The 13,358-nt window shown below is 71.7% G+C and carries 17 protein-coding genes; 6 read left to right on the top strand and 11 right to left on the bottom strand.

Features of this window, described 5'->3' with window-relative positions:
• Positions 1 to 7: 7 nt before the first annotated feature.
• Together ACZ6C1_RS27280 and ACZ6C1_RS27275 are read right to left on the bottom strand one after the other, a co-directional pair.
• Positions 8 to 481 carry a Fur family transcriptional regulator gene (locus ACZ6C1_RS27280; protein WP_469244135.1) on the bottom strand — a complete coding sequence of 158 codons (474 nt, stop codon included), beginning with the start codon at positions 479 to 481 and terminating at the stop codon, positions 8 to 10.
• A gap of 39 nt (positions 482 to 520) precedes the next feature.
• Positions 521 to 1,093 carry a heme-binding beta-barrel domain-containing protein gene (locus tag ACZ6C1_RS27275; RefSeq protein WP_064067591.1) on the bottom strand — a complete coding sequence of 191 codons (573 nt, stop codon included), beginning with the start codon at positions 1,091 to 1,093 and terminating at the stop codon, positions 521 to 523.
• Positions 1,094 to 1,334: 241 nt separating this feature from the next.
• Between ACZ6C1_RS27275 and ACZ6C1_RS27270 the strand changes: the two genes are divergently transcribed.
• Entirely contained in the window at positions 1,335 to 1,697 is a 363-nt protein-coding gene (locus ACZ6C1_RS27270) for a DsrE family protein (RefSeq protein ID WP_382668726.1), read from the top strand.
• Here ACZ6C1_RS27270 and ACZ6C1_RS27265 read toward each other — a convergent pair.
• The 8 genes from ACZ6C1_RS27265 to ACZ6C1_RS27230 form a co-directional block, all read right to left on the bottom strand.
• Entirely contained in the window at positions 1,694 to 1,954 is a 261-nt protein-coding gene (locus tag ACZ6C1_RS27265) for a DUF3099 domain-containing protein (RefSeq protein ID WP_469244133.1), read from the bottom strand. The two genes, ACZ6C1_RS27270 and ACZ6C1_RS27265, sit on opposite strands and share 4 nt — an antisense overlap.
• A gap of 105 nt (positions 1,955 to 2,059) precedes the next feature.
• Entirely contained in the window at positions 2,060 to 2,347 is a 288-nt protein-coding gene (locus tag ACZ6C1_RS27260; protein ID WP_064067594.1) for a DUF1416 domain-containing protein, read from the bottom strand.
• A gap of 50 nt (positions 2,348 to 2,397) precedes the next feature.
• On the bottom strand, positions 2,398 to 3,243 hold the full coding sequence (locus ACZ6C1_RS27255) for a sulfurtransferase (protein ID WP_469244131.1): 846 nt from the start codon (positions 3,241 to 3,243) through the stop codon (positions 2,398 to 2,400).
• A 159-nt stretch (positions 3,244 to 3,402) separates the two neighbouring features.
• The gene (locus ACZ6C1_RS27250; RefSeq protein WP_350497993.1) at positions 3,403 to 3,483 is read right to left on the bottom strand and encodes a putative leader peptide; all 81 of its coding nucleotides are present in this window, start codon (positions 3,481 to 3,483) and stop codon (positions 3,403 to 3,405) included.
• A 394-nt stretch (positions 3,484 to 3,877) separates the two neighbouring features.
• Entirely contained in the window at positions 3,878 to 4,570 is a 693-nt protein-coding gene (locus ACZ6C1_RS27245) for an LmeA family phospholipid-binding protein (RefSeq protein WP_469244130.1), read from the bottom strand.
• 98 nt (positions 4,571 to 4,668) lie between these two features.
• Positions 4,669 to 5,850 (bottom strand): hypothetical protein, encoded by a 1,182-nt coding sequence (locus ACZ6C1_RS27240; RefSeq protein ID WP_469244128.1) that lies wholly within the window; start codon positions 5,848 to 5,850, stop codon positions 4,669 to 4,671.
• Positions 5,786 to 6,040, bottom strand: a complete 255-nt coding sequence (locus ACZ6C1_RS27235; protein ID WP_073757168.1) for a MoaD/ThiS family protein — start codon at positions 6,038 to 6,040, stop codon at positions 5,786 to 5,788. Before ACZ6C1_RS27235 ends, ACZ6C1_RS27240 begins: the two co-directional genes overlap by 65 nt.
• A 42-nt stretch (positions 6,041 to 6,082) precedes the next feature.
• On the bottom strand, positions 6,083 to 6,901 hold the full coding sequence (locus tag ACZ6C1_RS27230; protein ID WP_469244126.1) for an alpha/beta hydrolase family protein: 819 nt from the start codon (positions 6,899 to 6,901) through the stop codon (positions 6,083 to 6,085).
• Positions 6,902 to 7,123: 222 nt separating this feature from the next.
• Here ACZ6C1_RS27230 and ACZ6C1_RS27225 point away from each other — a divergent pair, with 222 nt between their 5' ends.
• From ACZ6C1_RS27225 to ACZ6C1_RS27205, 5 genes are all read left to right on the top strand, one after another.
• Positions 7,124 to 7,918 carry a response regulator transcription factor gene (locus ACZ6C1_RS27225; RefSeq protein WP_469244124.1) on the top strand — a complete coding sequence of 265 codons (795 nt, stop codon included), beginning with the start codon at positions 7,124 to 7,126 and terminating at the stop codon, positions 7,916 to 7,918.
• Positions 7,919 to 7,942: 24 nt separating this feature from the next.
• Positions 7,943 to 8,971 (top strand): LacI family DNA-binding transcriptional regulator, encoded by a 1,029-nt coding sequence (locus ACZ6C1_RS27220; RefSeq protein ID WP_469244122.1) that lies wholly within the window; start codon positions 7,943 to 7,945, stop codon positions 8,969 to 8,971.
• 94 nt (positions 8,972 to 9,065) lie between these two features.
• Positions 9,066 to 10,007, top strand: a complete 942-nt coding sequence (locus ACZ6C1_RS27215; RefSeq protein WP_469244120.1) for a S1C family serine protease — start codon at positions 9,066 to 9,068, stop codon at positions 10,005 to 10,007.
• 19 nt (positions 10,008 to 10,026) lie between these two features.
• Positions 10,027 to 10,746 carry a response regulator transcription factor gene (locus ACZ6C1_RS27210; protein ID WP_469244118.1) on the top strand — a complete coding sequence of 240 codons (720 nt, stop codon included), beginning with the start codon at positions 10,027 to 10,029 and terminating at the stop codon, positions 10,744 to 10,746.
• The gene (locus ACZ6C1_RS27205; RefSeq protein WP_469244116.1) at positions 10,743 to 12,200 is read left to right on the top strand and encodes a sensor histidine kinase; all 1,458 of its coding nucleotides are present in this window, start codon (positions 10,743 to 10,745) and stop codon (positions 12,198 to 12,200) included. Before ACZ6C1_RS27210 ends, ACZ6C1_RS27205 begins: the two co-directional genes overlap by 4 nt.
• Positions 12,201 to 12,351: 151 nt before the next feature.
• On the opposite strand, the gene ACZ6C1_RS27200 is transcribed toward ACZ6C1_RS27205, so the two are convergent.
• Positions 12,352 to 13,230: a phosphatidylinositol-specific phospholipase C gene (locus ACZ6C1_RS27200; RefSeq protein ID WP_469244114.1), complete on the bottom strand. Its 879-nt coding sequence runs from the start codon at positions 13,228 to 13,230 to the stop codon at positions 12,352 to 12,354.
• Positions 13,231 to 13,358 lie beyond the last annotated feature (128 nt).

The raw sequence follows: 13,358 nt of genomic DNA, 5'->3' as shown, positions 1-13,358 counted from the left end.
GATCAGCCTACGACTCGCCGCCGGACGAAGCCTCCCCCTCCGGGGCCGCCGGGGCCTCCTCCGCCTTCGCGGTGCACTCCTCGCAGCGCCCGAAGATCGCGAAGTGCTTCATGTCGGTGTCGAAACCGAAGGTGCGGCGGAGCTTGGCGGTGAACTCGGCGGCCACCTCGACGTCCGCCTCGATGACGTTCGTGCAGTCCCGGCACACCAGGTGGAGGTGGTGGTGCCGGTCGGCGAGGTGGTAGGTGGGCGCGCCGTGCCCCAGATGGGCGTGGCTGACCAGACCCAGCTCCTCCAGGAGCTCCAGGGTCCGGTAGACGGTGGAGATGTTCACACCGGAGGCGGTCTTGCGGACCTCGACGAGGATGTCGTCGGGCGTCGCGTGCCCCAGCACGTCCACCGCCTCCAGGACAAGCTGGCGCTGGGGAGTCAGCCGGTAGCCGCGCTGCCGTAGGTCGCTCTTCCAGTCGGTGCTCACCACGCGCTCCAGTGTAGGAGCACCGACCGGGGAACCCGAGGGCTACTTGAAGAACGCGATGCCGTCGTCCGGCAGATCACCGAGGTCCTTGGCCCAGGCCTCGACCTGCTCGGGGGTGACGACCTTCTTCAGGTGGGCCGACATGTAGGGGCGCAGCGGGACCTCGGGAGTCGACTTCTCGCCGACCCACATCAGGTCGCCCTTCACATAGCCGTACAGCCGCTTGCCACCGCTGTAGGGCCCTGAGGCGGCGGTGCGCGCGACGGCGTCCGTGACCAGGTCGATCTGCGGCTTCTGGTCGGCGAGCTCGCCGTACCAGACCTCGACGATGCCCTGGTCGCGCACCATCACGATCTCGACCTTGCGCTCCTTGTCGATGCGCCAGTAGCCGCTCTCGGACTCCAGGGGCTTGACCTTGTTGCCCTCGGCGTCCAGGACCCAGGTGCGGGAGGTGTACTCGATGAAGTCCCGGCCGTCGTGACTGAAGGTCACGGACTGGCCGAAGTTGCACTTCTCGGCGCCGGGGAAGTCGGAGACGCCCGCGCCCTCCCACGTGCCCAGGAGGAACGCGAGGGGGACGAGGTCCGGGTTGAGGTCGGACGGGATCTCGATCATGAGCAGCTCAGTCGATCTGTAGGAGTGGTCAGCGCTGGCCCTGGTACAGCTTCTTCACGGTCAGGACGGCGAAGCCGAGCACGCCGACGCAGACCAGGATCAGCAGGGCGGAGAAGAAAGCCTCAAGCACAGGGTGCTCCTCGGTGAGCGGTGTGGGCGAAGAAAGGGCCGAGTCCCAGCGTAATGGGTGGGGGCGCGGCCCTCCGTGTGAGGTTCCCCGCCGCGCATTACAGTGCGGCGTATGGCGAACAAGCTCGTGATCAAGGTGACCGCGGGGGCCGACGCCCCCGAACGCTGCTCGCAGGCCTTCACGGTGGCCGCGGTCGCCGTGGCCAGCGGGGTGGAGGTCTCGCTGTGGCTGACCGGTGAGTCCTCGTGGTTCGCGCTGCCGGGGCGGGCGGCGGAGTTCGAGCTGCCGCACGCGGCACCGCTGCCGGACCTGATCGACTCGATCCTGGCGGCCGGGCGCATCACGCTGTGCACCCAGTGCGCGGCGCGGCGCGAGATCACCGAGAAGGACGTGCTGGAGGGCGTGCGGATCGCGGGCGCTCAGGTCTTCGTCAGCGAGGCGCTGGCGGACGGTACGCAGGCGCTCGTGTACTAGTCGCTGCGCTTCTTGCCGTCGAGTTCGTCCCACCACTCGTCGGACGTCGGGTCGCCGGACGGATCGTCCCACCAGCGGTCCTCCGGCCCGCGCCGGTTGGCGATCATCGCGGCGACCGGGGGGATGACCATGGCGACGAAGCACATCGCGATGGCGGCGGGCGTCGACCACAGCCGTACGACGGCCCAGGCGCCCACGAAGAGCACCAGGCAGACCGTCATCATCACGAAGTAGACGTGCCGACGCCGGGCGTACATACGTCCAGCGTAGGACGGGAACGACCGAAGGGCCGCACCTCGGTCCCGGTAAGCGTCCAACCCCCAGGAGGTGCGGCCCTTCGGCCGGTATGCGTGCCGTTGCCGTCAGACGGCGATGGCGACCTCGGCCAGGCCACCCTGCTGGGCGACGACCGTGCGGTCGGCCGTGCCGCCCGGGACGAGGGCGCGGACGGTCCACGTGCCCTCGGCCGCGTAGAAGCGGAACTGGCCGGTCGCCGAGGTCGGGACCTCGGCGGTGAACTCACCGGTCGAGTCCAGCAGGCGCACGTAACCGACGACGGGCTCGCCGTCCTTGGTCACCTGGCCCTGGATCGTGGTCTCACCGGGCTTGATCGTCGAAGCGTCCGGGCCGCCGGCCTGTGCTCCACACATGGGTACTCCTGAGGGGTCTTCGGGGGAGGGGGAGGACGGGAGGTCCGGGACTACTTGTTGGCGCCGAGCTCGATCGGCACGCCGACGAGGGAGCCGTACTCGGTCCACGAGCCGTCGTAGTTCTTGACGTTCTCCTGGCCGAGCAGCTCGTGCAGGACGAACCAGGTCAGGGCGGAACGCTCACCGATGCGGCAGTAGGCGATGGTGTCCTTCGACAGGTCGACCTGCTCGTCGGCGTAGAGCGCCTTGAGCTCCTCGTCGGACTTGAAGGTGCCGTCGTCGTTGGCGTTCTTCGACCACGGGATGTTGCGGGCGCTCGGCACGTGGCCGGGGCGCTGCGACTGCTCCTGCGGGAGGTGCGCCGGGGCGAGCAGCTTGCCGCTGAACTCGTCGGGGGAGCGCACGTCGACCAGGTTCAGGTTGCCGATGGCGGCCACGACGTCGTCGCGGAAGGCGCGGATGGAGGTGTCCTGGGCCTTGGCCTTGTACTCGGTGGCCGGGCGGTTGGGGACCTCGGAGCCGTCGACCAGGTCGCGGGAGTCGAGCTCCCACTTCTTGCGGCCGCCGTCGAGGAGCTTGACGCTCTCGTGGCCGTACAGCTTGAAGTACCAGTAGGCGTACGACGCGAACCAGTTGTTGTTGCCGCCGTAGAGGACGACGGTGTCGTCGTTGGCGATGCCCTTCGCGGAGAGGAGCTTCTCGAAGCCCTCCTGGTCGACGAAGTCGCGGCGGACCGGGTCCTGGAGGTCCTGCTTCCAGTCGATCCGGACGGCGTTCTTGATGTGGTTCTTGTCGTAGGCCGAGGTGTCCTCGTCGACCTCGACGATGACGACCTTCGGGTCGTCGATGTGGGCCTCGACCCAGTCGGCGTCTACCAGGACGTCGCTGCGGCTCATGCTGTTTCTCCTCCGGGGCAGTGTGCGGCGGGGTGTTGCGGGGTGGTGCCGGCTGCTCTTCGCGTCGTCGCGTACGGGGGTACGGGTCTACGGGGATGCGGCACAGGGGTGGGCCTCGATGGACGACGGGCCCTGGGATACGGGAGGTCGGGCTCCCGCTCAGACGGAGCGACAGAGCATGGCGGCGACGCGGCACAGGTCTACTGCCCGCCGCTTCGTGAGGTCCGCCTGTCGCTTCATGACGCCGATCGTAGGGACGGACGGGCGGCCGTGTCACCGGCGTGTCGTATCGTGAGACACGATCGTCCGGGATGTGGGACGCGAAGTCGCCCGAGAGGGTGACGGCCGCCCGGCGCGGGGACCGTCGGGGCTCGCCATCTGCGGAGCGGACGCCCTCGTCTCACGATGTGGCCGAATCAATCCGTACGGGCCGTGGGGAGGGTCGCACCAGTCGCGGTACGGGGGTGTTACGCGGGTCGCACCAGCGGCTGTACGGGGTCTACGAGGACTGCACCCGCGGCCGTACGGGCCGTACGGGGTTCCCACGAGGGTCACCCACGGCCGTACGGAGTTCCTACGAGGGGTCGCACCCGCGGTCGTACGGAGCTCCTACGAGGGTGGCACAGCGGTCGCTTCAGCCCGCCAGCACGACGTTCTCACCCGTGACGGTGACCACCACGCCGTCCGGCGTCGCCTCGACCTTCGTCAGCTTCAGCCCCGCCGGCAGCCCGCCGACCTGCCGGTCGAAGTCCGTGCGCTCACGGATCCGCTCCTCCACCCCCGGGAGGCCCTCACCGGGTACCTTGTCGGCGCGCACCCGGATGGTGTCGCCGCCGACGAGGCTGACCGAGGACAGGACACTGCGGGTGACCTTGCCCAGCACCGGGATCTCGACCGAGCCGGTGACCTTGACCTTGCCCTTGCCGCCGTATCCGACGGTGACGTCCTCGCTGGACGCCTTGCCCAGGTCGGCGTAGGAGATGCGGGCGGTGCCCGACGCGGAGGCGGCGACGGCGGTGGAGAAGTTGTTCTCCAGCCGCACCTGCTTCAGGGCGGCCTTCATCTCGGTGACGCGGACCTTGCGCCCGCCGGCCGAGGCCTCGACGCCGGTGAGGGTGACGTCGACCTGGTCCAGTTCCTTGCCCATGACCTGGGTCAGGAAGGGGAAGCCCTTGATCGAGACGTCCGGTGTGGCGGTCAGGCCCTGGTTGGCCCGTATGCGCTCGGCGGCCTCACCCTCGGCGTAGTTCACCGCCAAGCGGTCCGCGATGGTGAAGAGACCACCGAGGATCACAGCGGTGATCAGCAGTATTCGCAGTGCTCGCATTGCTCGGTGTTCCCCCACACTGTCGGCGACCGGCCCCCGTCACGTCATGATCGACGCGCGAAGCTACCCGTTGGTTCCCCTTCCCCCACATGCGTCACTCAGGCCAGCGCACGCCCCAGCAGATACACAGCGGGCGCGGCGAGCGCGAGCGGCAGCGCCACCCCGGCCGTCATGTGGACGAAACGCGAGGGGTAGTCGTAAGCGGCCACCCGGTGCCCGACCAGGGCGCACACCCCGGCACCCAGCCCCAGCAGCGCACCCTGCGTCCCCAGGCCGGTCATCCCGCCGGCGGCGACACCGGCGCCCGCGGCCGCGAGCAGTGCCACCACGAGCGACGCGGCGCCGGGCAGCGGAAGGGCGCGGGCCACGACCGTGACGGCGACCGCGAGACCGCCCACGACGACCGCGTCGGACGCGGCGGCCAGGTGCCCGGCCGCCATGACGGCGAGCGCGGAGGAGGCGACGGTGGCCATCAGGCCGTACTGCCGCTCGTCGGAGCCCGCGTGGCTGCGGAGCTGGAGCACCAGCACGAGGAGGACCCACACGCCGAGCGTGCCGAGGATCGCGGCCGGAGCGTGCTCCTCGCCGGCGGCGAGCAGGGCCACGTCCGCGGTGAGGCCGCCCGCGAAGGCGAGCGCGATGCCCTGGCGGGCGGGCCACATGCCGTTGAGCCGGAACCAGCCGGCGGCGGTGACGGCCTGGAGCAGGATCAGCGGGACCAGCAGACCGTACGGCCCGAGGGCGGCGCCCGCGGCGAGGAGGCCGCCGAGAGCGGCGGTCAGCACGGCCGGCTGCATGCCCGGGTCGATGATCGGCGAGCGGCCCTCGGCGCGGGCCCGCTGGGCGTCGGTCAGCCGCACGTGCCCCGCGGTGGTGGGCGCGCTGTACTGCGGCGCGGCGCTCCCGGGGGCCGCGCTGCCGGGAGCGGCGGCCGGGACGGGCTCCTGGCCGACCGGGCGCAGGGACGTGGTGGGGGTGTCGTACGGAGCCTCGGGGGGCAGCGGGTACGCGCCGGGGCCCGCGGCCCCCTGCACCGGGAGGTGGGCGGTGTCGGCGGCGGCCGGCGGCTGGGCGGGCTGCTGCTGGTACGCCATGGGGTGGACGGCCGGCTGGTACTGCGTGTCCCAGGTCTGGCCCTCCCACGTCTGCGCGACGTCCGGGTCCTGGTACCCGTTTCCGTACGGATACTGCTGATCGCTGCTCATGCTGTGGGGTTCACCCTCCTGCGAACGGCGGGAGCACCTCGACCGTGCCGCCCTCGGCAAGCCGTACGGTCTCATGGCTCCGGGTCCCGACGGGGTCACCGTCGACCAGGAACGAACACCGCTGGAGCACCCGGACCAGCTCGCCGGGGTGCCGCTCGCGCACGGCGTCCAGCGCCTCGGCCAGGTTCTCCGCGGCGTACGGCTCCTCGGCGATCCCGGCGGCGGCCTTGGCCGCGGCCCAGTAGCGGATGGTCCCCGCTGCCATAGCGGCACTCCTTTCGTCGGCCTCGTCGGCATCCATCATGAGCTATGGCGCCGACAGCCAGTCCGCGATACGGGCGAGCAGGGCGTCGTCCGCGGCGTTCTCGGCGTGCCCCATGCCCTCCTCGAGCCACAGCTCGGCCGGCCCGGCCGCCGCCAGCATCCTCGGGTGGTCGACCGGGAAGTAGGGGTCGCTGTCGCCGTGCACGATCAGCAGCGGCACCGGGGCGATCAGCGGCACCGCCTCGACCGGCGGCATCGGCACCGGGTCCCAGTCACGGTCGTGGATGCGGGTGCGCAGCCCGTAGCGGCCCACCAGCCGCCCCGCGGGCCGGGTGATCACCCAGTGGAGGCGCCGCATCGGAGCCGTACCCCGGTAGTACCAGCGTGCGGGAGCGCTCACGGCCGCCACGGCGTCCGTCCGCGCCCGGCCCGCGTCCTTGTACAGGGCCGCGTGCCGCAGGACCACCGAGCCGCCCATCGAGAACCCGACGGTCGCCACGCGCGCGTACCCCAGCTCCCGCGCCCAGGTGACGGCCGCCGCCAGGTCCAGCACCTCACGGTCCCCCACCGTGGACCGGCCTCCCGACCCGCCGTGCCCGCGGAAGGAGAACGTCACGACCCCGGCCCGGCGGGCGAACACGGCCGCCGCGCGCCGCACGGCCGGCCGGTCGACCGAGCCCGTGAAGCCATGGGCGACAACGATCGCCGTGTCCGAGACACTGTCCGTAGGCGGTGCCGCGAGCGGCGAATGGACCGCTTCGATCCGGACCCCGTCGGATGTACGCAACGTTGCGCGCAGAGGGCGGGGCGTGAGCGAGGGAACATCCACGATGTGAAATGCGCCCTCTTCCTCGGATCTCATGTGGGCTATTGTGCTTCGCAGAGGATCCGGGCAACGCAGCCCCCGGATCCTTTTGTGTTTTCCACCCGTTGTTACAGGCAGGTGAACAAAGGCTCTCAGGGCGCGGGGAGCCTCGTACGAAGCAGTGCCGCAACGTCCTCGCAGGGACCGAGGAGGAACCGACGTTATGGGCCAGCGAACCGTGCACGACCATAGGACGACGACCCGGGTACGGGGGGCGCGATGAGCTCTCTGCTGCTCCTGACCAATGCCCTCCAGCCGTCGACGGAGGTGCTCCCCGCCCTCGGACTGCTGCTGCACAACGTGCGCGTGGCCCCCGCCGAGGGCCCGGCCCTCGTCGACACCCCCGGCGCGGACGTGATCCTCGTCGACGGCCGCCGCGACCTGCCGCAGGTGCGGTCGCTGTGCCAGCTCCTGCGCTCCACCGGGCCGGGCTGCCCGCTGATCCTGGTCGTCACGGAAGGTGGCCTCGCGGCCGTCACCGCCGACTGGGGCATCGACGACGTCCTGCTGGACACGGCCGGTCCGGCCGAGGTCGAGGCGCGGCTGCGGCTGGCGATGGGCCGCCAGCAGATCACCGCCGACGACTCCCCCATGGAGATCCGCAACGGCGACCTGTCGGTCGACGAGGCAACCTACAGTGCCAAGCTCAAGGGCCGGGTCCTGGACCTGACCTTCAAGGAGTTCGAGCTGCTCAAGTACCTGGCCCAGCACCCGGGCCGGGTCTTCACCCGCGCCCAGCTCCTCCAGGAGGTGTGGGGGTACGACTACTTCGGCGGTACGCGCACGGTCGACGTCCACGTACGGCGGCTGCGCGCCAAGCTGGGCCCCGAGCACGAGTCGCTCATCGGCACCGTCCGCAACGTCGGCTACCGCTTCGTGACGCCCGAGAAGGTGGAGCGCGCGGCCGAGGAGGCCCGGACGAAGGAGACGAAGGCGGCCAAGGCGACAGCCGTCACCCGTACGGAGGACACCGAAGAGGTGGAGGAAGCCGCCGTACGACCTGCCCAGAGGTAGGTCACCCCGCGTAGACTGCCGCGCGTGGCCAAGGTGACGCGGGACGACGTGGCACGACTTGCGGGTACTTCGACCGCGGTCGTGAGCTACGTCATCAACAACGGACCCCGGCCGGTCGCCCCGGCCACGCGCGAGCGGGTACTCGCAGCGATCAAACAGCTGGGCTACCGGCCCGACCGCGTCGCGCAGGCCATGGCCTCGCGGCGCACCGACCTCATAGGCATGATCGTCCCCGACGCCCGGCAGCCGTTCTTCGCCGAGATGGCGCACGCGGTCGAGAGGGCCGCCGCCGACCGCGGGAAGATGGTCCTCGTCGGCAACTCCGACTACCGCGACGAGCGGGAGATCCACTACCTGCGGGCCTTCCTGGGCATGCGGGTCGCCGGTCTGATCCTCGTCAGCCAGGGCATGAGCGAGCGGGCCGCCCAGGAGATCGAGGCGTGGGACGCGCGCGTGGTGCTGCTCCACGAACGGCCCGAGGCCCTCGACGACGTCGCGGTCGTCACGGACGACATCGGCGGCGCGCAGCTCGCCACCCGCCACCTCCTGGAGCACGGTCACGAGTACGTCGCCTGCCTCGGCGGCGTCGAGAACACCCCCGCCGTCGGTGACCCGGTCGCCGACCACGAGGAGGGCTGGCGCCGCGCGATGCTGGAGTCAGGCCGCTCGGTGGAGGGCCGGCTGTTCCAGGCCCCGTACAACCGTTACGACGCCTACCAGGTGGCCCTGAAGATCCTGTCGGGCCCCGACCGGCCGCCGGCGATCTTCTGCTCCACGGACGACCAGGCGATCGGCGTCCTGCGCGCGGCCCGCGAGCTGCGCCTGGACGTGCCGGGCGACCTGGCCGTGGCGGGCTTCGACGACGTCAAGGAGGCCGCGCTGACGGACCCGCCGCTGACGACGGTCTCCTCCGACCGTCCGGCGATGGCCCGCGCCGCGGTGGACCTGGTCCTGGACGACGGACTTCGGGTGGCCGGGTCGCGCCGGGAGCGCGTCAAGCAGTTCCCGTCGGCGCTGATAGTGCGCCGGTCCTGCGGCTGCGACGGTCAGTAGCCCCCCGCGTCCTCATCGAGGGCGTACAAGACTTTTCCCGGACTCTCAGGGCGTCCTCAGACGGCTCTCATGTACGGCTCCCAGAGTCGTATCCATGACGGACTACACCCCCGGTGACCCGCAGCAGACGTTCGCCTACCCGCCGCCCCCGGCGTACCCGCCGACAGTGCGGCATCGTGCCGGGCGCCCCGCCGGACTGCTGGTCGCCGTCGCCGTCGCCGCCGCCCTGATCGGCGGGGGCGCCTCGGCGCTGGTCCAGGAGCTGGCCCGCCCGGACACGGCACCGGCCGGCACCGGCGGGGTGACCGGCACCAACGTGTCCCGGTCCGACAAGGGCAGCGTCGCCGGGGTCGCCCGGGCGGTGTCGCCGAGCATCGTCGAGATCAGCGCGACGACGGGCTCCGGCAAGTCCACCGGATCCGGGGTGATCATCACCGCGGACGGGGAGACCGTCACCAACAACCACGTCGTCGCGGGCGCCTCCGAGATCACGGTCCGGCTCAGCGACGGCAGGTCCTACCCCGCCGAGGTCGTCGGCACCGACCCGGGCAAGGACCTGGCGCTGATCGAGCTCCGGGGCGCCTCCGGGCTGAAGGCCGCCACGCTCGGCGACTCCGGAAAGGTCCGGGTCGGTGACGAGGTCGTCGCCATCGGGTCGCCCGAGGGCCTGACCGGCACCGTCACCAGCGGGATCGTCTCGGCGCTCGACCGCGACGTGACGGTGGCCAAGGAGGGCGGCGGGCAGCGGCCCGACCCGCGTCAGGGCTGGCCCTTCGAGTTCGGCGGGCAGGAGTTCAACGGCGACACGGGTGACTCGAGGACCACGTACAAGGCCATCCAGACCGACGCCTCGCTCAACCCCGGCAACTCCGGTGGCGCGCTGATCAACATGAACGGCGAGATCATCGGCATCAACAGCGCCATGTACTCGCCGAGCGCCGCCACCGGCTCCACGGCCGGCAGCGTCGGGCTCGGTTTCGCCATCCCGGTCAACACCCTCAAGGCCGACCTGGACAACCTCCGGTCGGGATCCTGACGCGTGCGACGCTGACCCCATGAACACTGACGCCGACCGCATCCTGATCGTCGACGACGAGCCCGCCGTGCGCGAGGCGCTCCGGCGCAGCCTCGCCTTCGAGGGGTACGGGACGGACGTCGCCGTCGACGGCGCCGACGCGCTCGCGAAGATGGACGCGCACGCCCCGGACCTCGTCGTCCTCGACGTCCAGATGCCCCGCATGGACGGCCTGACCGCCGCCCGCCGCATCCGCGCCGCCGGCTCGACCGTCCCGATCCTGATGCTCACCGCTCGCGACACGGTCGGCGACCGTGTGACGGGCCTGGACGCGGGCGCGGACGACTACCTGGTGAAGCCGTTCGAGCTGGACGAACTGTTCGCGCGCATCCGGGCACTGCTGCGCCGCAGCTCGTACGCGGCGGCCTCGGGCGGCGCGGAGCCCGAGGGAGACGTGCTGACGTTCGCGGACCTGCGCATGGACCTGGCGACGCGCGAGGTGACGCGGGGCGGGCGGCTCGTGGAGCTGACCCGCACGGAATTCACGCTCCTGGAGATGTTCCTGTCGCATCCGCGGCAGGTGCTGACGCGGGAGCAGATCCTCAAGTCGGTGTGGGGCTTCGACTTCGAACCGAGCTCCAACTCCCTGGACGTGTACGTGATGTATCTGCGGCGCAAGACGGAAGCGGCGGGCGAGCCCCGGCTGGTGCACACCGTGCGGGGCGTGGGGTACGTGCTGCGCAGCGGGGCCGTCGAGTGACCGGACCGTTCGGCCGCTTCCGCGCGCTCCCGCTCCGCTCGCGCCTCGCGCTGCTCACCGCGACGGCGGTGGCGGTGGCGGTGGCGGCGGTGTCGGTGGCGTGCTGGTTCTTCACCCGCGCCCAGATGCGGGACGAGCTGGACACCTCGCTGCGGAACACCAGCGCCCCCGACGAGGTGCTGCGGGAGGCGTTCGGGGCGTGCGCCGTCCGGCCGCCGCAGCCGTCGGCCAAGAGCGCGAACTTCGCCTACGTCCAGCTGGTGCTGCCCGGCGGCCGGCGCTGTGTCGCGCCGTACTACCCGCCGGTCCGGGTGCAGCCGCAGGACCTGAACGTGCTGGCCGGCGCGCTGGAGGACTCGGTGCACGACAGCACGACGGACGGCGGGGCCCCGGTGCGGGTGCACAGCTACCGGACCACCGTCGGCGGGGTGCCGGTCACCGCCTCGGTGTCCCGGCCGCTCGCCGAGATCGACGCGACGCTCAGCCGCCTGGCGCTGGTGCTGACCGTGCTGGCCGGCATCGGTGTCGTCGGGGCGGGCGCCGCCGGGTTGTGGGTGGCGCGGACGGGGCTGAAGCCGGTGGACCGGCTGACCGGGGCGGTGGAGCACGTGGCGCGGACGGAGGACCTGACCGTGCGGATCCCCGTCGAGGGGGAGGACGAGATCGCCCGCCTGTCACGGTCGTTCAACGCCATGACGGCCGCGCTCGCCTCCTCGCGGGACCGGCAGGCGCAGTTGATCGCCGACGCGGGGCACGAGCTGCGTACGCCGCTGACCTCCCTGCGGACGAACGTCGAGCTGCTGGCGCGCAGTGAGGAGACGGGGCGGGCGATCCCGCCGGAGGACCGGCGGGCCCTGATGGCGTCGGTGAAGGCACAGATGACGGAACTGGCGGCGCTGATCGGTGACTTGCAGGAGCTGTCCCGGCCCGACGCGGCGGGTCCCGGGCGGCTGGAGGTGGTCGGGCTCCACGACATCCTCGGCACGGCGCTGGACCGGGCGCGGCTGCGGGGCCCTGAGCTTGTGATCGTGGCGGACGACGTGCGGCCCTGGTACGTGCGGGCGGAGCCGGCGGGGCTCGAGCGCGCGCTGGTGAACGTCCTGGACAACGCGGTGAAGTTCTCCCCGCCGGGCGGGACGGTGGAGGTGGCGCTGGTGGACGGCGAGCTGTCCGTGCGGGACCACGGCCCGGGCATCGCGCCCGAGGAGCTGCCGCACGTCTTCGAACGGTTCTGGCGGTCACCGTCGGCGCGAAGTCTGCCCGGGTCGGGGCTCGGTCTGTCGATCGTGGCGCGGACGGTACGGCAGGCGGGCGGCGAGGTCGCGCTCACGGCGGCGCGGGGCGGCGGTACGCGGGCGGTGATCCGGCTGCCGGGGGCGCCGACGCCGCCGCCACCGTCACCGTCTCCGTCGGCACCCTCGTCACCGTCACCGTCGGCACCGGACACGGCATGAGACGTCCGGCCGGGGCCGGTTCCCCCTCGGCCCCGGCCGGACGTGCACATACATAGCTATCCGGCCACGATCGGGTGGCGCAAACCGAAGTGGCCGATGTACGCCATGACGTTTTTCACCGCCTGCCGGGGGAACCCCGGGCCGGGAAAACTCATGCGTTGTGGCGGATCAGGGACTCCACGAGCCCGGCCCGGGTGTTGGGGAAGTCCATCCCCACGATGCCGAGGCCCTTCCAGCCGCTCGCCTCCGCCCCGTCGAGGAAGCCGTGGACACGCGGGTTGAGCCGGTCGGCGTTCCAGCGGGGCGGGAGCAGCGCGGCGGTGGAGACGTAGTTGACGTACAGCTTGCCGGGCTGGGTGACGGCCTTACGGAAATGGGCCTCGATCTTGGGGTACTTGGCGAAGGGTTCGGCCATGTAGTCGTCCTGGATGTCGAACAGCGCGCCGTCCCCGTACCGCACGCCGGGCAGGCCGCCGTTGTCGGCGAGGAGGACGACCTTGCCGCGTGCCTCGCCGAGGGTCGGCAGGCCGTCGCCGATGCGGAAGAGGGGGCGCCAGCCCTTGGCGTCGAGGTAGAGGTCGAAGATGCGGCGGAAGGAGGCGTCGGAGTCCTCGGAGTACTCCTGCTTGACGCGCATCAGCACGGTCTCGGAAGGGTGCGCGGCGAGGAAGTCGCGGCAGGCGATGAGGACGTCACCGAACATCTGGTTCTGGTAGAAGGCCCCGTGGTGGATGGCGAAGGAGTCGCCGGTGACCCGGCACCGGATGTCCAGAAAGCGGATGCCGCTGTTCAACTGCTGGGCGACGCCGGTGTTCTGGCAGGCGACCCACAGCCCGCCGGCGGGGGCGCCGGAGTTGTGCGTGCCGGGGATGGTCAGCGTCCGCAGCGGGGTGTCGCCGGGGAAGCGGGCCATCCAGTCCTGTGTGCCGAGCACCCGGGTGCGGGCGCGGGCGGGGGTGCCCAGGAGGGCTGTGGCGGACAGGGCGGCGGTGGCCGCGAGGAAGCTGCGTCGGCTCAGGTCCAGGTCCATGCGCGGGAGTATGACGCGTACACGACATTGCCGCCAGAGACGTGGGGGGGGGGGGGGGGGGGGGGGGGGGGGGGGGGGGGGGGGGCCGCCGGGGGGGGGGGGGGGGGTCCCCCGCCCCCCCCCCCTTG

It is taken from the genome of Streptomyces sp. NPDC041796, from assembly GCF_055590785.1.
The sequence above is the reverse complement of the archived record's forward strand: the minus strand, read 5'-3'. Positions and strand labels throughout refer to the sequence as shown.